21 protein-coding genes and 1 pseudogene are annotated in these 25,849 nt (G+C 44.1%); 19 read left to right on the plus strand and 3 right to left on the minus strand.

The window, feature by feature from the left end:
- The first annotated feature begins 312 nt into the window (after positions 1 to 312).
- Both CSV67_RS14415 and CSV67_RS14420 read left to right on the plus strand, forming a co-directional pair.
- Positions 313 to 738, plus strand: a complete 426-nt coding sequence (locus CSV67_RS14415) for an acyl-CoA thioesterase (protein ID WP_099632300.1) — start codon at positions 313 to 315, stop codon at positions 736 to 738.
- Positions 738 to 1,055 carry a hypothetical protein gene (locus CSV67_RS14420; RefSeq protein WP_099632301.1) on the plus strand — a complete coding sequence of 106 codons (318 nt, stop codon included), beginning with the start codon at positions 738 to 740 and terminating at the stop codon, positions 1,053 to 1,055. Before CSV67_RS14415 ends, CSV67_RS14420 begins: the two co-directional genes overlap by 1 nt.
- A 28-nt stretch (positions 1,056 to 1,083) precedes the next feature.
- Here the strand turns inward: CSV67_RS14420 and CSV67_RS14425 are convergent, their stop codons facing one another.
- Both CSV67_RS14425 and plsY read right to left on the minus strand, forming a co-directional pair.
- Positions 1,084 to 1,377 carry a HesB/YadR/YfhF family protein gene (locus tag CSV67_RS14425; RefSeq protein ID WP_099632302.1) on the minus strand — a complete coding sequence of 98 codons (294 nt, stop codon included), beginning with the start codon at positions 1,375 to 1,377 and terminating at the stop codon, positions 1,084 to 1,086.
- Between the two features lie 28 nt (positions 1,378 to 1,405).
- The gene (gene plsY / locus CSV67_RS14430; RefSeq protein ID WP_099632303.1) at positions 1,406 to 2,008 is read right to left on the minus strand and encodes a glycerol-3-phosphate 1-O-acyltransferase PlsY; all 603 of its coding nucleotides are present in this window, start codon (positions 2,006 to 2,008) and stop codon (positions 1,406 to 1,408) included.
- A gap of 231 nt (positions 2,009 to 2,239) precedes the next feature.
- On the opposite strand from plsY, the gene parE reads away from it, so the two are divergent.
- The 15 genes and pseudogenes from parE to CSV67_RS14510 form a co-directional block, all read left to right on the plus strand.
- The gene (gene parE, locus CSV67_RS14435; protein ID WP_233192629.1) at positions 2,240 to 4,255 is read left to right on the plus strand and encodes a DNA topoisomerase IV subunit B; all 2,016 of its coding nucleotides are present in this window, start codon (positions 2,240 to 2,242) and stop codon (positions 4,253 to 4,255) included.
- Positions 4,252 to 6,678 carry a DNA topoisomerase IV subunit A gene (parC, locus tag CSV67_RS14440; protein WP_099632305.1) on the plus strand — a complete coding sequence of 809 codons (2,427 nt, stop codon included), beginning with the start codon at positions 4,252 to 4,254 and terminating at the stop codon, positions 6,676 to 6,678. Before parE ends, parC begins: the two co-directional genes overlap by 4 nt.
- A gap of 372 nt (positions 6,679 to 7,050) precedes the next feature.
- Positions 7,051 to 9,201 carry an acetate--CoA ligase family protein gene (locus tag CSV67_RS14445; RefSeq protein ID WP_233192630.1) on the plus strand — a complete coding sequence of 717 codons (2,151 nt, stop codon included), beginning with the start codon at positions 7,051 to 7,053 and terminating at the stop codon, positions 9,199 to 9,201.
- A 14-nt stretch (positions 9,202 to 9,215) separates the two neighbouring features.
- Positions 9,216 to 9,659, plus strand: a complete 444-nt coding sequence (locus CSV67_RS14450) for an FAS1-like dehydratase domain-containing protein (RefSeq protein ID WP_099632306.1) — start codon at positions 9,216 to 9,218, stop codon at positions 9,657 to 9,659.
- 15 nt (positions 9,660 to 9,674) lie between these two features.
- Positions 9,675 to 10,100, plus strand: a complete 426-nt coding sequence (locus CSV67_RS14455) for a MaoC/PaaZ C-terminal domain-containing protein (protein ID WP_099632307.1) — start codon at positions 9,675 to 9,677, stop codon at positions 10,098 to 10,100.
- Positions 10,101 to 10,128: 28 nt separating this feature from the next.
- On the plus strand, positions 10,129 to 11,289 hold the full coding sequence (locus tag CSV67_RS14460; RefSeq protein ID WP_099632308.1) for a thiolase C-terminal domain-containing protein: 1,161 nt from the start codon (positions 10,129 to 10,131) through the stop codon (positions 11,287 to 11,289).
- 11 nt (positions 11,290 to 11,300) lie between these two features.
- Positions 11,301 to 11,738 (plus strand): Zn-ribbon domain-containing OB-fold protein, encoded by a 438-nt coding sequence (locus CSV67_RS14465; protein ID WP_099632309.1) that lies wholly within the window; start codon positions 11,301 to 11,303, stop codon positions 11,736 to 11,738.
- Positions 11,739 to 11,769: 31 nt separating this feature from the next.
- Entirely contained in the window at positions 11,770 to 12,966 is a 1,197-nt protein-coding gene (locus CSV67_RS14470) for an acyl-CoA dehydrogenase family protein (protein ID WP_099632310.1), read from the plus strand.
- Between the two features lie 20 nt (positions 12,967 to 12,986).
- Entirely contained in the window at positions 12,987 to 14,120 is a 1,134-nt protein-coding gene (locus CSV67_RS14475; protein ID WP_099632311.1) for an acyl-CoA dehydrogenase family protein, read from the plus strand.
- Between the two features lie 18 nt (positions 14,121 to 14,138).
- Positions 14,139 to 15,626 carry an aldehyde dehydrogenase family protein gene (locus CSV67_RS14480; protein WP_099632312.1) on the plus strand — a complete coding sequence of 496 codons (1,488 nt, stop codon included), beginning with the start codon at positions 14,139 to 14,141 and terminating at the stop codon, positions 15,624 to 15,626.
- Positions 15,627 to 15,786: 160 nt separating this feature from the next.
- Positions 15,787 to 17,229, plus strand: a complete 1,443-nt coding sequence (locus tag CSV67_RS14485) for an MFS transporter (RefSeq protein WP_099632313.1) — start codon at positions 15,787 to 15,789, stop codon at positions 17,227 to 17,229.
- A gap of 34 nt (positions 17,230 to 17,263) precedes the next feature.
- A complete protein-coding gene (locus CSV67_RS14490) occupies positions 17,264 to 18,037 on the plus strand; it encodes an electron transfer flavoprotein subunit beta/FixA family protein (RefSeq protein ID WP_099632314.1) in 774 nt (257 codons plus the stop codon).
- Between the two features lie 29 nt (positions 18,038 to 18,066).
- Positions 18,067 to 19,053, plus strand: a complete 987-nt coding sequence (locus CSV67_RS14495; protein WP_099632315.1) for an electron transfer flavoprotein subunit alpha/FixB family protein — start codon at positions 18,067 to 18,069, stop codon at positions 19,051 to 19,053.
- Between the two features lie 172 nt (positions 19,054 to 19,225).
- Positions 19,226 to 21,217: a helix-turn-helix domain-containing protein gene (locus tag CSV67_RS14500; protein ID WP_099632316.1), complete on the plus strand. Its 1,992-nt coding sequence runs from the start codon at positions 19,226 to 19,228 to the stop codon at positions 21,215 to 21,217.
- An 841-nt stretch (positions 21,218 to 22,058) separates the two neighbouring features.
- Positions 22,059 to 23,102 (plus strand): annotated as a pseudogene (locus CSV67_RS14510) (transposase); the annotation flags it as partial.
- 219 nt (positions 23,103 to 23,321) lie between these two features.
- Here CSV67_RS14510 and CSV67_RS14515 read toward each other — a convergent pair.
- Positions 23,322 to 24,197 (minus strand): LysR family transcriptional regulator, encoded by an 876-nt coding sequence (locus CSV67_RS14515; RefSeq protein ID WP_099632318.1) that lies wholly within the window; start codon positions 24,195 to 24,197, stop codon positions 23,322 to 23,324.
- 115 nt (positions 24,198 to 24,312) lie between these two features.
- Between CSV67_RS14515 and CSV67_RS14520 the strand changes: the two genes are divergently transcribed.
- A complete protein-coding gene (locus CSV67_RS14520) occupies positions 24,313 to 25,287 on the plus strand; it encodes a cupin domain-containing protein (protein WP_099632319.1) in 975 nt (324 codons plus the stop codon).
- Positions 25,287 to 25,538: a DUF1450 domain-containing protein gene (locus CSV67_RS17155; RefSeq protein WP_099632320.1), complete on the plus strand. Its 252-nt coding sequence runs from the start codon at positions 25,287 to 25,289 to the stop codon at positions 25,536 to 25,538. The genes CSV67_RS14520 and CSV67_RS17155 overlap by 1 nt, the downstream gene beginning before the upstream one ends.
- Positions 25,539 to 25,849: the final 311 nt, after the last annotated feature.

The following is a 25,849-nucleotide window of genomic DNA, read 5'->3' on the forward strand; positions in this document are numbered from 1 at the left end:
AAGGAAGGATGCTCGGCTAAGCCGGGCATCTTTTTTCGCGTTTTACAGTTTGACTAGCGGGGATAGAGTGAAAACCATTGCGTCGACGCTCATTCATTCGAATAAGCGCTCATAGTTCATGCGTGTCCGCTCTATGGATACCGCCAAGCGCTCTATGATACGAGACCACCGCTCTAGCACGGTCCGTATCGGCTCATACGTAAGCTATATCCGCTCATGTCTCCACGTCTCCACCTACAATTTCCACTCCCATAATGTCTATCACAAGCAATTCACTTTTCCGTTCGCTATACTAGAACATGAGGTGATCACATGTTTACGAGTGAAAAAGAAATCGAAGTGCGTTACGCAGAAACCGATCAGATGGGCGTCGTTTACCATGCCAACTACTTAATTTGGATGGAAATTGGCCGGACTACACTGATCAAAGATCTCGGATACGAATATGCACAGCTTGAGCGCGACGGCTACTTGGCGCCTGTAACCGAGCTGTCAGTGAAGTATAAGTCGTCGATTACATACGGTGAGACCATTACTGTCAAAACGTGGGTCGAGTCGCACGGCAAGCTACGTACGGTCTATGGCTATGAAATCCTGCATGCAGACGGATCGATTGCCGCCACCGGTGTTTCTGAGCACGTAGTAGTGAAAAAAGAAAACTTCCGACCAGTATCCTTGCGCAAAATTCATCCGGAATGGGATGCAACATACACGAAAATTCAGCGAGGCGAAGGCTGATGGCATTTGGAATCGATCGACAGCAATTAAAGGAGTGGAAAAATGCGGTACAGCGTGAGGAAATTGCGTTTTTGACACATTATTGGTTAGATGACCGGTTTCCGACAGTCAATACTGTCACAAAAGCGGGATGCAGTGATGTCGAAAAGCTCATAAAGTGGGGAAATACATACGGTTTACAGCCAGAATGGATCCACGCACGCGAAAAATATCCGCATTTCGATTTACTTGGGGAACGTCAAGTAGAAATTTTGAGGCAAGAAGGGCAATTACATCAATTACACCGATTAAAAAATGGTAAGCATCACTCTTTATAGCAGTGATGCTTACCATTTTTCTTGTAATTTACGCTACTTCATAGTCAAAAGATAATTCTTCCGTTGCCGAATCGGCATCAATATGCAAGTCATGTCCATCGAAGAACCAAAGATCTCGTTCTTCTATGTAATAATGCACGCCGTTCATGACGTTTTCGACTGCCAGCTCGTCTGGTTCTTCTTTTGTAATACCTATGGAAAAACCTTCATGTAATGGACTGGATCCGCCATAACGCGCAAAAAACTTTACATAATCGCCTGTAGCGACTTCCATTTCTTCTTCAAACCAATGAATGGCTTGTTTGGATAGGTGAATATTCATGCTCCATACATCCTTTCCCGTGAAAAGTCTATAGCCATTTCACTTTCGGTTCAGATCCATTCTTAATCCGACTAATATTGTCACGATGGCGATAAAAAATGAAAAGGCCCATCAGTGCGACGACTAAAAATAAATACAGATCGCCACCCATAAAGTAATAAATGAGACAGTATAGTGGTCCCATGACAGACACGATGATGGATGTTAACGATACCATCTTTGTTAGTTTTAACGCAATTAAAAACGTAATGACGACTAATAAGAAAATGGGCCAATTATAACCGAGTAATACTCCACCAGAAGTCGCAACGGCTTTTCCGCCTCTTAGTCCTGCAAAAATAGGGAAGATGTGTCCAAGTACTGCGACGACTCCAAGAATCAATGGATGAATCGCTGTATCGTGGAATACTGGCCATAACGGCAATAAGACAGCCGCCGTTCCTTTGAAGATGTCTAGCAGTGTGACGACGATGCCAGCTTTTTTTCCGAGTACCCGAAATGTATTCGTCGCACCCATGTTTCCACTGCCATGTTGTCTAACATCCGTTCCATAAAAAAGTTTGCCGATCCACAGAGCGGAAGGGATGGAGCCAAGCAAATAAGCTGCCAGAATGATAACGTAATTTTCCATAGTGAACCCCTTTATGCATGATAAACTATTTTATTATTAGTGTAGCAGATGCATAAGTTCTGGACAATAATAGAATTCTAGAGGAAGATGAAGAACAGCCGGAAAAAGGAATTTCCGCATAAATCGTTCGGTGTGTTGTCATGGTTTGCTCGTTGCATTCCGTACATTTCTTCTATACAATAGGTTGAGCTGAAACAAAACGTTGATTTGACAAGGTTTATCAGAAGATGTATGATTAAAATAATAGAACATTTGTTTGACGGGGGTTTCATTTTGACGAAACAGAAAATACAAAATACGTATGATGATAGTTCCATTCAAATTTTAGAGGGCTTGGAAGCGGTACGAAAAAGGCCGGGAATGTACATCGGTTCGACCGACACAAGAGGTCTGCATCACTTAGTCTACGAAATAGTGGATAACTCGGTGGATGAAGCACTAGCTGGCTTCGGTCATGAAATTGACGTCACAATTCATAAAGACGGCAGTGTCAGCGTACGAGACTACGGACGTGGTATGCCGACCGGGAAGCATGAGTCAGGGAAACCAACTGCTGAAGTAATTATGACAGTCTTGCACGCGGGCGGAAAGTTTGGGCAAGGCGGCTACAAAACGAGTGGTGGCTTACACGGTGTAGGAGCATCCGTTGTCAATGCATTGTCCGAGTGGCTAGAAGTGACGATCCATCGAGAAGGCAAGAAATTTCACCAACGCTTTGAGCATGGCGGTAAACCGACTACAACACTTGAAGAAATCGGTAAAACTCGAGAGACAGGAACCATGATCCATTTTAAACCGGATACGACGATCTTCTCGACAATTAAATATCAATATGACACACTGGCAGAAAGATTGCGTGAGTCCGCTTTTCTATTGAAAGGTTTAAAGATTACGCTAAAAGAAGAAACTACAGATAAGCAAGATATCTTTCATTACGAATCAGGTATTGAAGCGTTTGTCGCCTATTTGAATGAAGAAAAAGAAGTTCTACATGACGTAGCATACCTCGAAGGTGAAGTCGACGGCATTGAAGTCGAATTTGCGTTCCAGTTCAGCGACGGTTATGCTGAAACGATTCTTTCCTTCGTTAACAACGTCCGAACTAAAGACGGAGGGACGCACGAAACCGGTGCAAAAGCTGCTATGACACGTGTGGTGAATGAATATGCACGTAAAGCGGGTTTATTGAAAGAAAAAGATAAAAATCTCGATGGCTCGGATATCCGTGAAGGGATTGCGGCGATCGTTTCCGTACGAATCCCGGAAGAAATCTTGCAGTTTGAAGGTCAAACGAAAGGTAAACTCGGCACGAGTGAAGCACGAACGGTGACAGATGCCGTCATTTCGCAAAAAATGCTGTATTTCCTTGAAGAAAATGCGGAACTGAGCGCAAATCTTGTCCGTAAGGCAATCCGTGCACATCAAGCACGTGAAGCCGCACGAAAAGCGCGTGAAGATGCGCGTTCAGGCAAGAAACGAAAAAAATCCGATACATTGTTATCCGGTAAATTATCCCCGGCACAATCACGTAATGCTGCGAAGAATGAGTTGTATCTAGTTGAAGGTGATTCCGCTGGCGGTTCAGCAAAGCAGGGACGTGATCGTACGTTCCAAGCAATTTTGCCGCTTCGTGGTAAAGTCATCAATACCGAAAAAGCGAAACTCGAAGACATTATGAAAAATGAAGAAATCAACACGATCATCCATGCAGTCGGTGGTGGAGTAGGTGCTGATTTCCAAATCGAAGATGCTGCGTACGACAAAGTGATTATTATGACCGATGCCGATACCGATGGTGCGCACATTCAAGTGCTACTGTTGACGTTCTTCTATCGCTATATGAAGCCGTTAATTGAAGCAGGTAAAGTGTATATCGCATTGCCGCCTTTATTCAAAGTATTTAAAGGTGCCGGTAAAAATGAGAAGCTGGCTTATGCGTGGACGGATGATGATCTAGAGGAAGCTATCGAAAAAGTTGGAAAAGGCTATATGCTTCAACGTTACAAAGGTCTTGGGGAGATGAACGCGGATCAATTATGGGAAACGACGATGGATCCATCGACACGAACGTTGATCCGTGTGACGATTGAAGATGGAGCGAAATCTGAGCGTCGCGTGACCACGTTGATGGGTGATAAAGTCGAACCACGTCGTAAATGGATTGAAGAGAATGTCGATTTCGGCTTGATTGAAGAACATAATATTTTGGATAATGCATATATACATGTTGAGGGGGATACGGAATGACACAGTCAGAAACGTTTCAAGATCTGCCCTTGGAAGAAGTAATTGGTGACCGTTTTGGGCGTTATAGTAAATATATTATCCAAGACCGTGCAATTCCAGATGCACGGGACGGATTAAAGCCGGTACAACGTCGTATTTTGTATGCGATGTTCCATGAAGGCAATACACATGAAAAAGCGTTCCGTAAATCCGCAAAAACTGTCGGTAACGTAATCGGTAACTATCACCCGCACGGTGATACGTCTGTCTACGATGCGATGGTCCGGATGAGTCAATCATGGAAACTGCGTCATGAAATGATAGATATGCAAGGAAATAATGGTTCGGTCGATGGAGACTCCGCGGCCGCAATGCGTTACACCGAAGCACGACTGTCTGCTATCGCGAGTGAGATGTTGCGCGATATCCGCAAAGAAACAGTCGATTTTGCATTCAACTTTGACGATACAGAACTTGAACCAACCGTTTTACCTGGACGTTTCCCGAATTTGCTAGTGAATGGTTCTACAGGTATCTCTGCAGGGTACGCGACCGATATTCCGCCTCACGCACTGCATGAAGTGATCGATGCCGTGTTGATGCGCTTGAAAAAGCCGAATGTCAGCGTGGATGAGCTAATGACAGTCATTCCTGGGCCCGATTTCCCGACAGGTGCGATTATTCAAGGAACAGACGGTATCCGTACTGCCTATAAGACAGGTAAAGGGCGTTTCATTATCCGCGCGTTGTGGGAAATTGAGCAGTTAAAAGCAGGTAAATCTCAAATTGTCATTACGGAAATCCCCTATGACGTCAATAAAGCCAATTTAGTGAAGAAAATGGATGAACTGCGCCATGACCGTCGTTTAGACGGTATTGCGGAAATTCGTGATGAATCCGACCGTACAGGAATGCGCATCGTCGTGGAGTTAAAGAAAGAAATCGACGGCACAGCCATCATGCAGTTTTTATTGAAGCATACAGATTTACAGATCACGTACAACTTCAATATGATTGCGATTGCGGGTAGGCGTCCGATGTTAATGTCTCTTCCGATGCTTCTGGACGCGTATATTGATCATCAAAAAGAGGTCATTACACGACGTTCTACCTTCGATATCCGTAAAGCGAAGGAACGATTACATATCGTAGACGGCTTAATAAAAGCTTTATCGATCCTCGATGAAGTCATTAAGACCATTCGCGCGTCAAAAGATAAGAAAGATGCGAAATTGAACTTGGTCAATGCCTATGAATTCACTGAAGTTCAAGCAGAAGCCATCGTTTCATTGCAATTATACCGATTGACGAATACAGATATAACAGAATTAAAACGTGAGGAACAAGAACTACGTGACTTGATCGAAGAGTTAGAAGCGGTTCTTGCAAGCGAAGCTAAATTGAAATCTGTTTTGGTGAAAGAAATCAAAGCCATCCGCAAGCAATTTTCCGAACCACGCCGTTCCGTGATTGAAGAAAAAATTGAGGAACTGAAAGTGGATCTCGATATTCTTATCCCTAGCGAAGAAGTCATGGTATCCGTCACAAAAGGCGGCTATGTCAAACGTACCAGCATGCGTTCGTACTCCGCTTCGGGTGGAAAAGGTCAAGAAATGAGAGAACACGATTATAATCTAATCGAATCTGCACTGAATACACAGCATCACTTGCTGTTGTTCACATCATTCGGTAATTACATCTACCAACCAGTCCACGAGCTGCCAGAGATCCGCTGGCGTGACTTAGGGCAGCATCTATCCAGTATTTGCGGACTTGAACCAGGTGAAGAGCTGGTAGACGTGATCGCCCTTGAAAAATTTGATGAAAATAGCAGTGTTTTAACTGCTTCATCCAATGGGAATGTGAAAATATCGAAACTGACTGACTTCCAAGTGCAACGTTTTAACCGTACATTCAAAGCAATGAACGTCAAAAAAGACGATCGATTGGTGGGTGCACGGGTTATAACGGGTAAAGAAGACGTATTATTGGTAAGTAAACAAGCTTATTCACTACGATTTGCCTTGTCAGAGCTTGCCATTACTGGTATACGTACAGGCGGCGTCAAGGGCATTAATCTTAAAGCCGGGGACGAGTTGGTGGCATTTGAAGTGATTACAGAGCAAGCACGTAATGTATTTGTAGCCACACAGCGTGGAACTGTAAAAAGAATGAACATTTCAGAATTCGAGACGAGCTCTAGAGCACTACGAGGTGTCACAATCATTAAAGAACTCAAATCCAATCCTTATCGAGTGGTAGATATGAAGCTTGTGAAAGACGATGAAGAGTTCGTGATTCACACGTCTAAAGGTCTAAAGATAGAGGTTGAGCCGATGTCGATAAAAAATACTAATCGCCAGTCTACAGGAAGTTCTGTAGTGGACGAAGCGAAAGACGGACAGATCGTGCAAGTAGTGACGGTGAAGAAGGATAGTCAATAACGAATTAGAAAGCGTCCCATGAAGTCAGAACACTTCATGGGACGCTTTTTTGCGTTGTTTTACGTCACAGATTACAAAAAACCTTTCACAAACGATGCACCATCACCCCGAACTTCCACAGAAAAAGCGCTCATCTCTCTTTAAAGTCGTGCCCATCTTGCACAAAAGTCGGGTCTATCTTCACTAGTCAGAAAATAAGAAATAAAAAAGTGCTTACACATCAGGCGATGGGCGTCTGTTCATTTAATAATTCCACTCCTAATAATATTAATTATTTAACGCAAAAAAGAAAAGATAATGGAAAACCCCCTTTGCTATGATTCTACTCAAGCCAGTAAATAGATGATAAGAAAGCATAGAGGTGAAGAGATGATGAAAATGATGAATGAAGTACTACCATCGAATATGGATCTAGATCCCTTATTCAACCCAAAAAGAGTAGCCGTACTAGGTGCTTCGGAAAACACGAATAAAATAGGTTACCTGCAATTGAAAGCACTACTAGACGCAGGGTTTAAAGGCGAGATCTACCCCATCCATCCTACAGCGAAAGAAATTGGAGAATTGCCTTGTTACGCAAGCGTAGGCGATACACCCGAATCAGTCGATTTGGCTGTTCTCTGTGTCGGCATTCACCAAGTAGAGAAATGTCTGATCGATTGTGGTGAAAGCGGTGTCAAGGCGGCGATTGTCTTTGCATCCGGCTACTCGGAGATCGGCGAAGAAGGAATGATTGCACAAAACCGCCTGAAAGAAATCGCTGAACAATACGATATGCGATTGATCGGCCCAAACTGTGTAGGTCTTCTCAATACAACAAATGGCTTGATGGGGACATTCTCTCCAGGACTTACGAATGTGCCGCTTGGCAAGAAACGTGAAGTGGGATTTGTTACGCAAAGTGGCGCGTTTGGCGTGTTGACGTATATTGCGGCAGCTCAACATGGATTGACGTTTAATTACTTCGTCAGTGTTGGCAATGAAGTCGATGTAAGCTTCTCTGACGTCATTGAATACATGTTGCATGATCCGAAAACAAAAGTAGCAAGCGGCTATTTGGAAGGCGAGAAAAACGCAGCGAAGTTACGGAAACTAGCGAAATTCGCACTTCAAATCAATAAACCGATCGTCATCATGAAGTCCGGACGAAGCAGCGCGGGCAGTCGTGCAGCGGCATCACATACTGGCTCATTGGCGGGTGCTGATCAAGTGTATGACGGATTCTTCAAGCAAGCGGGCATTGTGCGTGCAGACGATTACGATGACATTCTTTCATTCTCTAAATTATTCTTGGCCAATAAACTCCCGACAGGCAAAAATACCGTGATCGTCACGAGTTCAGGCGGCAGAGGAATCAACGAAGCGGATCGTTGTGAGTCGTACGGATTAAACATCCGTGCGCTAAGCGATAAAGTGCGAAAAGATATCGAGAAAAACATTCCCAATTTTGCAAGCGCTTCCAACCCGGTTGATTTAACCGCAGCCGCATCGATCACCAATCCGGAATTGTATCTCGCACCATTAAAAGTACTCGTCAAGGATCCCGATACGGACATCATCTTATTTCCTGAGTTCCCTATTCACTGGGATGAAAACACGCCGCTTCTTCAGGAATTCGTTGAGATCTGCAAGAACTCGGATAAGTTCGTCATGATATCGAACTTCCCGCTAAAAGGCATGTCGATTCCAAAAGGTGTTCAGTATCTCGAGGACAACGGCATTCCGTTTATTCTCGGTGATATGAATCCTATCCGTTCGTTGGCAAAATTAGTAGATTATGCAGAGGCACACAGAAAGGCGCATAAAATCAGCGACGAGCCTGCAAGAACAGAATTGGACGTATCGAACATCCGGCACTTGTTACCCGCCAGTCAAACGTTGAGCGAATCGCAGTCGAGCGAAATCCTCTCCGCATACGGTATTCGCACAGCGAAGCGAATTACTGCGAAGACGGCGGATGACGCGGTACAAGTTGCGAATCACATGGGGTATCCGGTCGTCATGAAAATCGATTCGCCTGATATTCCGCATAAGACGGAAGTCAACGGCATTCGGCTGAATGTCCAGAACGGGGTGGAAGTACGCCAGGCGTTCAAGGAAATCTACGGCAGCGCAAAAGAACATTGCCCAACAGCGGATCTTCACGGCATATCCGTCCAGGAAATGTTACCTGAAGGCGTAGAAGTCATCGTTGGTGTAACGAGTGATCCGACATTCGGCCCTGTTATCATGTTTGGTCTCGGTGGTGTCTTTGTAGAAGTCTTTAAAGATGTATCTTTCCGTGCCGCACCGATCACAAGACAAGATGCTATCGATATGATGGAAAGTTTGAAGGGCTATCAAATCCTACAAGGCGTACGCAATAAAAAGCCCGTCGATCAAGAAGCCATCATCGACGTGTTACTGAAAGTTTCCAGATTAATTGAAGACTACTCGGATATCATTCAGGAAATAGACATTAACCCGTTAATCGTTTACGAAGACGGCATTGTAGCGGCAGATGCATTGATCATCACCAAATAAGAGGAGGATGGAAAATGGACTTGGATAAAAGCGTTATAGGCTTAACGAGTGACGAATACGTGTTTGAAGTAGAAAGTCGGCATGTTGGCCAGTTCGTCACTGCCATCGGAGACGACAATCCACTCTATACGGACGACCAGTATGCGAAGGAGTCGGCGTACGTCGGGCTAATTGTCCCACCGACATTCCCAATTGCGATGAACGACGGCAAAGTCAAAATGCCCTTACAACTGGACCACCGCCGGATGCTACACGGTGAGCAGGAATTCCTTTACTACAAACCAATCCGCATAGGCGATCAACTACGTTGCCAGATCAAAGTACGTGATCTGTATGACAAAGAAGGAAAGAGCGGAAAGATGCAGTTCCTGAAGCTCGATACGGAAATGAATGATCAAACAGGCGAACTTGTCTGTATTAGCCGAATGAATATCGTCTATCGCGCAGCAAAAAACTAATGGGAGGGACTTCAGATGATCAAAGATTGGGTGTTGGAAGATTTGACCGTGGATCAGAAACTGGAACCGATGATGAAGCCACCGATTACGAAAGTGCAACTTGCACAATATGCAGGTGCTTCCGGGGATTTTAATCCGTTGCATCTGGACGATGGGTTTGCGCAGAAGATCGGAATGGATGGAGTCATAGCGCACGGCATGCTCGTCATGGGTTTCCTTGGGGAGTATGTGATGAAAATTGCTGGCAAGAAAGCACGCGTGGTAAATTTCAAGATGCGTTTCGGCAAAATGACGGTACCGGGCGATGAAATACGCTGCTCGGGTGTAGTCAAACGAACATATGAAGAAGAGGGCAAGCGGAGGATCGCACTAGATTTGACGGCCGAGAAAGTATCGGGCGAAGTGGTCGGATCAGGCAGCGCGATCTTACAACTGACATAAACAGACGTGAAATAGGAGGAATATATCTATGGGAACTATTAAGGACCGCTATGCCATTGTAGGCGTAGGAGAGAGCGAACGCTCAAGAAAATCGGGAACCACGCCTCTGCACTTGGCGCTTGAAGCGGCCAACGCAGCAATCAAAGATGCGGGCTTGAAAGCGACGGACATCGACGGATTCATGAACTATAACGAAGGGGATTCCTGTACATCCCATCAATTGGCCACCTATCTAGGTGTACGACCGAAATATGTGAAGGATATCCAGGGTGGCGGAGCGAGTACGGAAATGCTCATTGCGGATGCAGTGGCGCTCATTGAAGCAGGCCAGCTGAACACGGTATTAATCTATCGTTCGATGAACGGAAGCTCCGGGACTCGTGTAGGTCGCGGATATGATCCCGATATGCTACAAGGAGCACTCGCAGGCGGAAGCTTCGTGATTCCGTACGGATCGGCCAGCCCATCGCAATGGTTCGGCATGTATGCGACACGTCATATGCATGAGACGGGCATTACGAAAGAACATCTCGGGCATGTGTGCTTGAGCTTCTATGAACATGCGCAACGAAATCCAAAAGCATTCCTGCATGGGAAGCCGTTAACGATGGAAACCTATCTCGCTACACCGGATATTAGTTCTCCATTCAATATTCATGATTCATGCCTAGAACTCGATGAAGGAAATGCGATCATCGTAACATCTGCTGAAAAAGCGAAAGACTGTGTGTCGAAACCGGTCTATATCATGGGAATGGCGGCAAGACAATGTCATCCGCACGCGCATTACTGGAACGATATCGACCAAGTTGCTTCTGATTACGTAGCGGAAGAGCTCTATGAAAACGCGGGTGTGACACCGGAAGATATCGATGTTGCCTCCATCTATGACTGTTTTAGCTGGGTTGTTATGCGGCAGCTTGAAGCATACGGATTTGCGAAACGCGGAGAAGTGGGAGATTTTGTTGCAGAAGGTAACTTGAAGATCGGCGGTAAGCTGCCAACCAATACAGCGGGCGGCATGTTATCTGAAGGATACACACACGGAATGAACAATGCGATTGAAATCGTCAGACAGTTGCGCCATGACTACGAAGGAACCGACCGCCAAGTAGAAGATTGTAAGATCGGTATTTGTACAGGCTGGGCCGGACCGGATATCGCAGGCGCCATGATCTTACGAAACTAGGAGGAATCACTATGACACAAGCAAAGACTGCTTACCAAAAACCTATTCCATTGAAAGATATAGATAATGCTCCGTACTGGGATGCAGCGGACCAACACCAACTGGCTCTGCAAAAATGTGTTGACTGTACTGCGTACTCACAACCGCCAGGCCCTACGTGCGCAAAATGCGGAAGTGAAAATGTCACCTGGGAACAATTAGGCAACGATATTAAAGCCACAGTCTATTCGTATGTGGTTTCCTACCGCCCATTCTTACCAGGCTTCCAAGAGGAGTTACCGACGATTATCGCCCTTGCACAGCTCGACAAAGTGCCGGAAGTGAAAATCATGGGCAACATTTTGAATTGCGAAGAAAAAGATTTGGCAATCGGTATGCCGATCCAAATGACGTGGGTGGATATTACGGAAGACCGTGCATTGCCACAGTGGATTCCGGCTACGAACTGATCGATAGGCGAGATAGAAAGGATGAGCGAGTATGGATTTCTCTTTCACGAAAAAAGAAGAAAAATTTAGAACCGAACTACGAACATGGCTTGAAGCCAATCTTCCTGAAGGCTGGCTAGAAGGCAAACGCGACTTGCCGGAAGACTTGGATGAATACTCCCGCGTGTTACGTGCATGGCAGAATAAATTGTATGAAGGCGGATGGGCAGCGATTGCTTGGCCAAAAGAATATGGCGGTCGCAACGCCACCTTGATGGAAGAAATCATCTACCACCAAGAAATGGTACGCGTCAAAGCGCCGCCACTCATCAACTATATCGGGATCCATATGGTAGGTCCTACATTGATCGATATCGGAACGGATGAACAAAAAGAGAAATATTTGAAAAAAATCTTAACAGGCGAAGAAATATGGTGCCAAGGTTATTCAGAACCTGGCGCAGGGTCTGATTTAACAGGCTTGAAAACACGTGCGGTAAAAGACGGCGATCGCTGGCTTATCAATGGTCAGAAAGTCTGGACAAGTTTTGGCCACGTGGCGGATAAATGTTTCCTGTTGACGAGAACGAGTACGCATCCCGAAAAGAAACACCGTGGAATTACCGTGTTCATGATGGATATGCACCAACCGGGAGTCGAAACGGTTCCGATCGTGCAGATGGACGGACATAAAGACTTTAACGAAGTGTATATGACAGACGCTGTCGCGACCGATGCAGATATCGTCGGACAAGTAGACGCAGGCTGGCATGTATTGATTGCCTTAATGCTCCATGAGCGTACAGGAATCGGTGCGGAACTCTTCACACTCGAAAAACAATTCAACGATACCGTGGAACTGGCACAGCAGTATAAAGTAAATGGAAAGCCAGTGATTGAAAATCCTGTAGTCAGACAAAAATTGGCGAATTTTTATGCCCGCGTGCGTGGATCGCTATTGAATTACTATAAAAATCTAACTACTACGATTAAGAACGGTCAACCAGGAGCGGAAACGTCCATCGATAAATTGGTAGTAACCGAATTGAACCAAGCACTCTCAGCATTTGCCGTGGAGATTCAAGGACATCAAGGCGTGCTATTTGATAAAGATGCCGTAGCGGATCCGAAGTGGCAACATGTATTCCTCGCCTCATTCGGACAGACAATTGGTGGCGGAACAAGTGAAGTACAGCGTAATACGATTGGCGAGCGCGTACTCGGATTGCCGAAAGACATGGGACGTTAATAGATTTGGAGGGATGATATATGGACTTTTCATTAACAGAAGAGCAGGAAATGTTCCGTGGACATATCCGAAAAATGTTGGATACATTCGGCGGTACACAGCTAGCTCGAGAAATGATTGACAATAATCCAGAAAACCTAAAGAAAGTGTACACGACATTAGCTGAACTTGGATGTAGCGGTATCAACATTCCTGAAGAATATGACGGTATGGACTTGGATGCACTCGATCTCGTTCCGACATTCGAAGAGATGGGACGTTCACTAGTACCTGGCTTGTTCATGGAAACTTCCGCGTTGGTAGTACCGACGCTAAAGAAATACGCAACAGAGGAGCAGAAGCAACAATATCTACCAGCGATTGCCTCAGGAGAAAAACTGGTTTCATTCGCAGCACTGGAGCCTTTCAACGACTTCTCCCCAGCAGGTATCCAATGTGCATTAGTACAACAGGACGGACAGTATGTGCTAAACGGCACGAAGACGCTTGTACCGGAAGCGGAACTTGCAGATGCCTTCCTCCTATTGGTACGCACCAATCAAGAGGATCAAGAAGACGGATTGTCTCTTGTGTTGATTGACAAGACAGAAGGGATGAACATCGAGAAGTTATCTTCCTTTGACGAATCAAAACATGTGGCGAAAATTGAATTCAATCATCTAATCATCAAAGAAGATCAAATTATAGGTGAAGTAGACAAGGGATGGATGCAGCTTCAAGAAGGTCTGTTGTACTTCAATGCCGCACTAAGTTCATACATTGTCGGTGCAATGGAAAGTGTTGTCCATATGGCGACGGAATATGCGAAGATTCGGGAGCAGTTCGGCCAAGCGATCGGACGTTTCCAGGCGATCAAACACAGTATCGTCAATATGAAAGTACATTTGGAGATTGCCCGCTCACTAAGCCATTATGCCAACTGGGTAGTAGATACAGACGAGTTCGATCGAGAAGCAGCAGTTTACAGCGCCCGTACATATGCGACGGAGAAATTCATCGAAGTCTCGGCACATAACATCCAAATCCACGGTGGAATCGGATTCACGGAAGAAATCGATTGCCATCTATTTGTCAAACGCGCTCGCTATTATGATCAGTATGTAGGTTCCACCCCTTTCTATCAAGAAAAAGTAGTCGCATCACTAGGCTGGTAATTTGAAGGAGGAAAACATATGACGAACGTATCCGAGAAATCCAAATTGACGACTTACGGCAATATCATCAACGGCCAGTCCGTACAGGCGCAAGACGGAGCTGTATCAAACAGTATCGATCCATCTACAGCGGAAGTATGGGCAACCATTCCTTCTAGTAAAAAGGAAGACGCGGAATGGGTCGTCCAAGCAGCACGCGCAGCATTCGATGACTGGGCGAATCTACCCGCCCGTACACGCGGCGATTATCTGCGCAAGATCGGGGATATGATTCCCGAGTATGCTGCGGAGTTGCTTGAACTTGAAACGCGTAATAACGGCTGGGTACTAGATGAGTATCAGTATTTGGCGGAAGTGCTAAAGCAGGTCTGGTACGACGCAGCAGGAGCGGCATCTCTCGTAGGTGCACAAGGTCGTACAGTACAGATGGGCACTGGAGATTTTGGTTTCACCTCACGTAAGCCATACGGGGTAGTAGTCGGAATTTTACCTTGGAACGCACCTTTGTTCACCTTTACGATTAAGGCTGCCTATGCGCTAGCGGCAGGGAATACAGTCATCATAAAACCGTCTGAGAGTGCGGCGGTCGGTTCATTGCGATATGGGGAGTTGATTTCACACATTTTACCGCCTGGCGTACTGAATGTCATTTCGGGTGCGGGTCGTGAAATCGGGGATTACCTAGTCTCTCACAAAGAAGTGAATAAAGTGAGTTTGACAGGATCGAAGGCAACAGCGGAGCGCATCACAAAAGCGACTGCGCATTCACCGAAGTCGTTGATCTTTGAACTCGGGGGGAAATCTCCGAATATCGTCTTTGAAGATGCGGACATCGATCAAGCGGTACACGGATTGATCAACGGCATCTTCACACCGAACTCTGGCCAGATTTGTGTAGCGGGTTCACGCATGCTAATCCAGCGATCCATTTATGACGAAGTGATTGGTCGTTTAAAAGAGTTGATGACGGACAATGAATTCGTTAAACACGGTGATACTCTGGATACGAACAACACTATGGGGCCTATCGCGAACGAAGCGCAATATCAGTCGGTGTGCGGGTTTATCGATGAGGCATCAAAAGAAGGGTATGAAGTCGTCTTCGGAGGAAAGTACGGTGGAGAAGCTGTTCTACCGGGACAACCAGAATTTGCGGATGGTTATTGGGTGCAGCCTACGCTCGTTAAAGTAGCTGACAACAGTTCAAAACTAGCTCATGAAGAAATTTTCGGTCCAGTGGCGGTCGCTATTCCGTTTGATACGGAAGATGAAGCCATTCAAATCGCGAATGACACGAATTTTGGCCTGGCAGCGGGTGTATGGACACAAAATCTCAGTCTTGCACATCGTATGATTGATAAGCTTCAAGCAGGTAATGTCTGGGTCAATACGTACGCTAGAGTAGGTGCAGATCTTCCGTTTAGCGGCGTTAAAGAGAGCGGTTACGGTACAGACTCGGTTCTGGATTATACAGTAGAAAAAGCTTGTGTCATCAATATCCGGTAAACAGTCCATAACGTCTGATCTGTGGCAGGAGAGCTTCGGTTTTGCGCCAAGCATATCGAAATCTCCTTCTGCAGATCTTCACTTTAAACCACAACTAGATTTGACATAATGAATAAAGCTTGTAAAAACTATGACACTATCGATAAAGGGAGGCCACTACATGAATGAAGCGGCATTGAAAGATCAATCGATTAATAGAGGTTTTTTATTCATAAGTTTCGGAGCATTCTTTATTATGTTAAGTTTAGCAACCCATCTTCCCGCATACCCGCATATGCTGGCGGAATTTAATCTGACGCCAGGATACGCGGTGTGGATGCAACTGGGTCTGGCTGTTGGTTTAACAGGATTCCAGCCACTACTTGGATGGATTGGCGATTCGTTCGGATTGAAGATCGTCATTCTAATTGGCGGTATGTTCATGGTCATCGGATCATTGCTTGTAGCCTTCTCGTTTTCTTTCTGGGTGCTCGTTCTCGGTTTATTCTTTAAAGGTATTTCAGGCGCGGCGATTGCACCATCGGGAATTGCCTATGCGGGTAAATTCATGATCGGGACGCAACGCGCGAAAGCGATTGGAACGTTTGCGGCGTTCATTACAATTGGTGCAGTCTTCGGTCCGGTAATCAGCGGTATGATCGTCGACACGGCGAACTGGCAGGCAAGCTTTATATTCACTGCTATTCTCGGTGGTTTAGGCATTGCACTCTTTGCTTTTGTTCCACATGTCAAAGTACAAGCACGTAAGAAGTTGGATGTTCTCGGCTTGATTTTCGTTATCGCTCTATTGCTCGGTTTGCTGACGATTCCAACATTCATCAACAGCTTCGGAATCGAATCAGGAATGTGGATTCCCTCATTGCTAGTATTCGTCACTGCGTTAATCATCTTGATCTTTGTAGAGAAAAAACAAAAAGCACCGTTGCTTGATTTAGAGTATGTTGCGAATCGGAACTTCTGGGTACCTACGACGATTGCTGTATTCATCTTCCTTGGTTACTCGGGTGTGATGTACTTATTAACATTCTTCGTACAAAGCGTACAAGGAAAAGCCGCTACAACAGTAGGTTTCCTGCAGATGGCCGTATTCCTTGGCACCTCCGTCGCAGCTTATTTAAGCGGAAGAATTATGAAAAAGCTGTCAGCACGATTGATTATAGGATCGGGAATTCTTGTCTTTTCTTCCGGAATCATCATGTTGAATTTCGTGACACTTACTACATCGTTTACGTATTTGTTCATTGCTATGAGTCTGGTCGGTATCGGTGTAGGTTTCCAAACACCCGTAGTGAAAGGTCTTGTCGTATCCAAAGCTTCAACGGAACGAATGAATGTCGTGACATTTACGAATACGGTAATTGAGAACCTTGCACAGAGAATGGGCGCATCGTTAGCACTTGTTGCTTTCTCGATCTTCTCTGCAAGCGGTAATAATGTAGGAGCAATAGTGAATACATCGTGGGTAATAATGGGCTTCATCGTCATTGCATTGTTATTCCTGCCGTTGATTCCTCGAGCGATTCCTGGCATCCACACGAGTGAAGCCGATTTGATCGATACGAACGTTGTGCCGAAAGCGTTACAAACTGAAGAAATCAAATAAATTGTGATGCAAAGTATAGAGAGGAGTCTTTTATATGAATATTTATGTCTTACTGAAAAAAACATTCGACACGGAGGAAGCAATTTCCGTGTCAGGCGGTCGTATTGATGAAAGCGGGGCGGAGTTCATTATTAATCCGTATGACGAATACGCAGTCGAAGAAGCGATCCAGCAACGTGACCAGCACGGCGGAACGGTAACGGTTGTGACGATTGGTGATGAGGACTCAGAGAAGCAATTGCGTACAGCACTTGCGATGGGTGCGGATGAAGCGGTACTCATCAATACGAGTGAAGACCTGGATGAAGGAGATCAATTCACGACCGCGAAAATTCTTGAAGCATTTTTTGAAGGAAAAGAAGTGGATTTGATTCTCGCAGGGAATGTGGCAATTGACGAGGCAAGCGGACAAGTAGGGCCTCGTCTTGCGGAGCGTTTAAATATGCCTTTCATTACGACGATCGTCAAGCTGGATATTGAAGACGAAATGGCCAAAATCGAGAAAGACGTCGAAGGGGATCTCGAGAAAATTGAAGTATCCATGCCGGTACTCGTAACGTGCCAGCAAGGACTGAATGAGCCAAGATACACGTCCCTTCCAGGTATCATGAAGGCAAAGAAAAAGCCGCTGGAGCAACTTGAACTCGATGATCTAGATCTCGATGAAGACGAAGTGGAAGCGAAGACGGCTACGATTTCTATTTTCTTACCCCCTAAAAAGCAGGCAGGACGGATTTTGGTAGGCGAAACGGGGGAACAAGTCAAAGAACTGGTCAGCTTATTGTCTAGTGAAGCGAAAGTTATCTAAGCAATCTACGAAACGAAAGGAGTTTTACTATGAGTGAAAAAATACTAGTAATCGGGGAATTGCAGCAAGGGGTTCTTCGTAAAGTAAGTTATGAGACAATTGCAGCGGCAAAACAACTAAATGCCAATGCAGAAATTCTAGCATTGGTACTAGGTGATGGAGACTTGCAGCAACCGGCTGAAGAAATGATTCACTATGGTGCAGATCGTGTCGTTACCGTCTCACATGCAAACTTGAGCAATTATACATCAGAAGGCTACGGACAGGTGATCATGGAAGTGATGCAGGACGAAAAGCCATCGGGCATGATCATGGGCCATACGTCAGTCGGTAAAGATGTGACACCTAAAATCGCAAGCCGCTTGGAACTTGGATTGATCTCGGATGCGGTGGCAATCGAAAAAGAAGACGATCAAGTCCTCTTCACTAGACCGATCTACTCCGGTAAAGCGTTTGAAAAGAAAGTGATGAAAGGCGAAGGACTGCTATTCGCCACAATCCGTCCGAATAATATTTCCGCGTTGGAGCCTGACGCTAGCCGGACAGGCGACATCACAGCCAAAGAAGTAGATGTCAAAGACTTGCGTACGATCGTCAAAGAAGTGATCCGCAAGAAAACGGAAGGCGTAGATTTATCGGAAGCGAAAATCGTTATCGCTGGCGGACGCGGCGTTAAGAGCGCTGAAGGATTCAATGCATTGTATGAGCTAGCGGACTTGCTAGGCGGCGCTGTAGGGGCTTCCAGAGGTGCCTGTGATGCGGATTATTGCGATTACTCGCTACAAATCGGTCAAACCGGAAAAGTAGTAACGCCCGATCTCTATATCGCAGTAGGTATTTCAGGAGCGATCCAGCATATGGCAGGCATGTCGAACTCCAAAGTGATTGTCGCAATTAACAGTGACGAAGAAGCGAATATCTTTAAAATGGCAGATTACGGCATCGTCGGCGACTTGTTCGAAGTCCTTCCATTATTCATCGAAGAACTCAAATTACAAGGCGCGTTAGTATCTTAACTACTAACCATTCATAAAACAGCTTGAAAAGTTTGATCAACGAACTTTTCAAGCTGTTTTTTCGTTCTACTCTTTACTACCTATCCCTTCTACTGAACCAAAAGTAAATAGTGAATCTTGGAAATCCGTGTTATACTATTCTGAACTTACGGTTTATCGGAGGGGATTCTGTTTGATTAATCACGATTTACTGTTGAATGACAGGAACTATGAACTGACCCATCATCAAGCCATCGCAAATAAAATCGACCCATTCCAAGTGATCATCATACATGATCGCCAGCCCAACTTCTTTGACTATAACTACTTAATTAATTTCCCATCTGAAAACGTACGAAAAAAAGTGGATGCCAACCGTATTTTTCCGAGGGGGAAAAACGAGACATTCATTGTCCGTCAGCAAGACTACGAGGACAATATTGATTTGTTTTTCAAGATTCGTGTGGATGCAAGACGCGAAGTGCTCTCGAAAGCGACAGAGTTCATGATCGCTAAATTTTTTAGCACCTATGAAGGTCATCTGACACCGTTGCTTATGAATAAGCCAACACTCAAATGGGAAATTATAAATAAATTACATGCCAAATACGATAAAATGGTACATGCACATACTCGTCTAAATGATGAGAATTCTTGGAATGTATTCAGCACGTGGTACAGGACGTATTTAATGAACCATACCGTCAGTGAGATGCTTAAAAGGCATGGCTATAATACTTTAAATGCTCTTGACAGAGAAGCGTTGAATGTATTATTTCTCGAAGAAATGAGGGTAAGTTTTGTTTCCAACGATAGTTTTCTGAATACATTCACCGCTGACGTCAACGTGTACATCGAAAAAATGGTTTCCGAAATACTTGCGGTGTTTGAATCAGAAAAAAATTCAATGGAGCAAATCAATCAATTACTCGGAGTCAGCGAGCAGATTTCTGTACATCAGCCTATCGAATCAACAGCAAAAACAAATAATCTTGTCGTCATGAGCAATGCTATCTATCAATTCATCACGGAAGCGATTTCTAACCAGCACTTTGTCTGCGAACCCGATCAATGGCCGCGAGCAACTATTCAAGGTGCAAGATTAACAGGTTCTTTGCAGCTACTTCCGCGTGAAGAGGAGCGAACAGCAAGTCGTATGAATCAACTGCGTAACGATGTCGAATCGTTATCGGAAGTTGATGTGGACGTATTGGATTCTTTATGTCATATGTATTTGGCGCAAGTAGGTGACCGCGTAGAAATTCGCTTCGATGATCTACTGACAATCCGTGGACTGAAGCCAAAGCTCGGAGGAACAGGGAGGCGTGGTGGCTATGAAAAACAACAACGTATCCAAGTTTTGAAAGCGCTTTCCATCATACAGTCACTATGGATGGAACTTGAGTCGGTTTTAGTATATGAACAAGGCAAACCTGTCAACAAGAAGATGCAAGGACGTGCGTTCATTTTTATGAATGAAGACGGCAGTCCATGCGAATTAAATGAAAAGTCACTACCCGAACGTCTATATGTGACAATTGGGGAAGTTTTTGATCCTTTCTTGCAAGGCGCTGCCAGACAAGTAAAGTTATTACCGAATCAAGCGATTGAATTCAATCCATATCAACGGAAATGGGAGAAAAAACTCATCCGTTATGTAAGCTGGCGTTGGCGTACACAGGCACGAAAAGCGAGCTACTTGCAGCCGCATAAAATCAGTACATTACTCGAGAAAATTGGTATCCCAATAGATTTACAAGCGCCTTCACGTATTCGGGACCGCCTGGAGAAGGCCCTTGACTTATTGGAGGAAGAAGGCGTAATTACATTTTGGCAATACAATCAATGGAATGAAGACAGCATGTCGAAGAAAGGCTGGTTACGTGTCTGGTTGAATGCTACGATCATCATCGCGCCACCTGACGAGATTGTTAGCTATTACGAGCCGATCGAGAGGAAGAAATCAATCAAGACGCCAAACAATTTTTCCTTAACGCAAACTAAAGAAGAAATTTGCAAGAACATGGGTAGTGATTTTAAGGAATGCCGCATCAATCGTGGTTTAACATTGAAACAAGTATCCGAAGAATTGAATATTTCGAAATCCTATATAAGCAATATTGAACGCGGTGGTGCGTTACCGTCACACAATATCTATAAAAAGATGAAAGATTGGATAACGTAAGCCAGAATGACATACTACGTGTCAGATGAACTAAAATACGTAATTAATAATTTAAAACCGAACATACAGACGCTAAAATAGTGTTATACTAAGCAAAGCTCATTTTTTGTCGAGCTTTGCATTTTCATATGTGCAATCGCAATAACTAACTGTTTTTATATTCTTAAGAAACCTGGTTCCAAATAATCCTTCTTCATTATACTATTCGTCGCATTATATCATTTGGCAAGCTATACATACCCCACGTGTAGCAATCAAAGAGGGGAATTCGCGAGCGTGAAAAACGATGCACAACGATCGGTTGGATAAGTAGGAAATTTACATCACAATGATTAGGGTCCTACCAACAAAAAGCGAAAAACATACGTTAAGCAATTTTAGATATGAAGAAAGCCGGTGTTTCCTACGCTAAGGAAGTATCGGCTTTCTTATTGTGCACTCGGGTGGCGTCAAGAAAATGCGGATTTACAACGCTAAGCACATTTTCTGAAGCCACCCGAGAATAGATTCTTAAAATCGAGAATTAATTTTCCTGTAACTCTTTCACTTTTCTATAAAATGTTGTTTTTTTATCCTCAGTCGTAGTCAATGATTCTCATTATGAAAATCAAAAAGCATTAGATATGCAAAAAACTCAGGTGTTTCTTGATTAACATGAGATGTGTCGATTCCACGTTCTATAAGCATATCCACTTTTAGTTCTTCGCAATTGGAGGTTATTGCATTTAACTGGGATTCAATAATGACAAGTATTCTTTCATTATCAGATGCAATCCTCATATGATTGTAGTAATGATCACTTTTTTCATTTCTTACTACTTCATACGAAATGAAATTAAAGTGGACGGGATTTGATGAAATGTTAATAACAAGCTTCAACGAATCGACCTCCAAAGGGTGAGGAGAAGGTTATTCTAATGGCTGCACTTATGGCAATGGGAACTAATATTGGATTGACTAAAATGGCAGATGCTGCACCTGGAATTACTTATCATCAGATGGCAAATGCTACGCAATGGTGCTTGTATGATGATGCTATAAATCGATTACAAGCCACTTTGGTAAATTTCCAGCATAAGCTTGCTCTAGCCTCTTGTTGGGGAATTGCACCACATCTTTATCTGACAGAATGCGTGTACAAGTTGGTGTTTCATCGTTACATGCTGAAGCAAATCCTCATTACGGTACAGGGAAAGGGGCAACTATTTATCGGTTTACAAGCGATCAGTTTTCGCCTTTCTATACGAAAGTCATTAATACAAATGCAAGAGATGCCGTACATGTTATTGACGGGTTGCTTCATCATGAAACGGAGTTAAATATTGAAGAGCATTATACTGATACGGCTGATGATACCGACCAAGTCTTCGGTTTAAGTCATTTGTTAGGATTCCGTTTTGCACCAAGGCTTCGTGATTTAGCTGATGCTAAACTATACACAATTCAAAAGCCAAGTGATTTTCCTGAACTAGAAAATATACTTCGAGTGCGAATTAACACAAGGATCATTCGTGAAAACTTTGATGATGTATTACGTTTAGCTCACTCTATTCGAGAGGGAAAAGTGTCCGGATCACTTATTATGGGGAAACTAGGATCATATGCAAGACAAAACAAGTTAGCTACTGCTTTGCGCGAAAGGGGATTGCAAGATCAGCTTCAACGTGCAAGTGCTTTAAACATATTAATTACCGCAATTAGTGTATGGAATACCGTATATCTAACTGAGGCAACAAAACTGTTAAATGAAAAAGGAAATTTACGAGAGGACTTATTAAAATCTATTTCACCATTGGGTTGGGAACATATCAATTTTCTTGGTGAATACACCTTTGATACGAAGAAAATAGCAGATTTACATTCGTTGCGCCCTCTTATTCAATAAAAATAATAGCCGAAAATTTCCTTAACGTAGGAAATATCGACTTTCTTTATGTCGAATTTGCTTAGCGTATGTTTTCCGCGTTTTGTTGGTAGGACCCTATTTATGGAAAAAGCGACCAACATTTTCAAGTTTCAAGAAATGATGCCAGATCCTAAACAACCTCGAATTGTTTAGGATCTGGCATTTTTTCAAGGATAGGCATCTGCATTTCCGAGGATTCTATACAACACTCCGAGCAACCCGATCCGCAATCTCACAAAAAGTTTTTACAAGAATGGATTGGTCACTGCGTCGATACGTAATGCCCATCGAGACGAGAGGCAACTGTTGAATGGACTCAATGTAAACGACTTCTTGTGTATGCAGGTTCATGGTCGATTGGGGGACAATAGTGATGCCAATCCCCGCAGCAACTAAACCGATGACTGTTTGAAATTCGAGCGCTTCTTGTTGGATGACGGGATTACACAGGCCAAGGATTTCGGTGTAGAGGCCAGGCCATGTTCTGGGTGATAATAATACAAACGGGTATGGTTTTAAATCGTCCAGGGTGACTGCTTTTAATTCGAGTAAGGGATGTTGTTTTGGGACCGCGAGTACGCAAGGATCAATGGAAACGATTTCAGTGTGGAGTGTCTCATCGAGGACAGGCGGTCTCAGGACACCGACATCGATTTCATTCTCTCGCAGCGCTTCGAGTTGGGCGGGCGTCGATAATTCGGATAGATGCACTTGGATGTTGGGGTATTGTTGTCGAAATTCCCGTAAAACGGCAGGGAGAATATCATAAGTTGCGGAACCAACGAATCCGACGTGCAAAGACCCAAGTTTTCCGAGATGAATCCGTTTTACATTTTCGATTGAACCTTCCAGCGAATCAATAATTTTTACGATGTCCTTATAGAATTGTTGTCCTGCCTCCGTTAATTCGACGCTTCGATTCGTTCTAGTAAATAGTAGAACATCCAATTCTTTTTCCAAGTTTTGAATTTGCATGCTTAGTGGTGGTTGCGTGATATGTAATCGTTTTGCCGCGCGGCTGAAATTTAATTCTTCCGCCACGGCGATAAAATAGCGGAGCTGTCTTAATTCCATTAGGGTGTCACCAACTTTCTAACTATTCGAAAAACGTATTGTTGTTATATGAATTATATACTTCACGAATGATGACTAGCAAGCTAAACTTATAGACAACAAACGAATGGAGGAGATGTCATTGGCAACAAATGCACAGGCGGGAAAATTTGCTATTGGGGAAGCAGTGGAAAATTGGACGGGGGACGCGCAGTTTTTGGAGTATACCAATGCGGCGGATCCGATTGGAAGCGGATTCATCAGTCGGATACCTGCCAAAGAATTTGGTCCGGAGCTTTATGATGCTGGTGAAACGAGAATCGTCACATTAGACCTGAGTAGAGAATTGAAAACCGATTATTTGGCGACAAGTCCTTCCCTGCTTGCGCAATTTATGCGCATCAATGCGGGGGATTCCATTCAAACGGAACCGAATGCGACGAGTGAACTTTACTATATTATTTCAGGTGCCGGACGCACGGAAGTGAAGGGGGAAACCATTGACTGGAAACAAGGGGATTTTCTCACATTACCATCCGGATCGGCCAGTTTTCACACGGCAGCCAAGGACACAACAATTTATTATATTGTAGACACGCCTCTTCTTGACTATTTAGGCGTGAAGGCGACAGAGACCCGTTTCAAACCAACAGTATACACAGCGGAAATGGCGAAAAAACATTTGGATGAAGTAGCGAATGCTCCAGATGCGCATTTGAAAAATCGAATCTCCATTTTGTTGAACAATAAAAAGTTCGACCAAACCTTGACGATTACCCATGTGTTGTGGGCAATGCTCGGCATTGTGCCGGTTGGATCCAATCAGGCTCCCCATAGCCACAAATCGGTTGCGCTCGATTTTGTCGCGTACGCGGCACCTGGCACATATACACTGGTTGGCGACCAAATTGATCCGAAGACCAATGAAATCATTGATCCAATTCGCATCGACTGGGTGACTGGCAAGGCATTCGTTACACCGCCAGGGCTTTGGCATTCCCATCATAACGAATCGGGCGAAGCGGCTTATATTATACCCATTCAAGATGCCGGCTTGCAAACCTATTTGCGCACACTCGATATTCAATTCACGCATTATGATGAAGCCTGATGCGCGCCGTTAAATTTTGTGAAAACAATCTTCGCAGAACTGTATCTGAACAGGCAAAGGAAACCTTGCGGAAGGAGTATTCAGAACTTGTGAAGGTTTATGAAACAGGATGCTTCAGACGCTGTCTACGCTGTAGAGTTAAACCGTTTTGCCAGATTCAATTGCAAACTATTGAAGCAAAGGATGCGGAGGCATTGGTGGAGAAGGTTGTTCAATATGTGAACGTGAAATCGTGTTCGGTTGATTATTAATTAGAAAGCATTTGAATGTATAGTAGATAAGTTGAAATAAGTAATTGATGAAGTAATGGAAGACAACGAAGGACTGAAAGTTTGTCTAGATTGCAATGCTAAAAAAAGAATATAAATAAAAAATGGATCGTAAAACAAATAAGTTTGCGATCCATTTTTTATGGTTCACGGGGTTAATCATTCTACATTACAAAGACCCTCTTTAAACCGAATTCAAGTTTTTGGGAATTCTGTTCATTTTACATGATTGGAACAGTATTCAACCTTTGTTGGTGCCTATCGCCAGTTAAATGGTGTTTAATAGTTAGGTA

This window comes from Sporosarcina sp. P2 (assembly GCF_002743255.1).
Lineage (GTDB): Bacteria > Bacillota > Bacilli > Bacillales_A > Planococcaceae > Sporosarcina.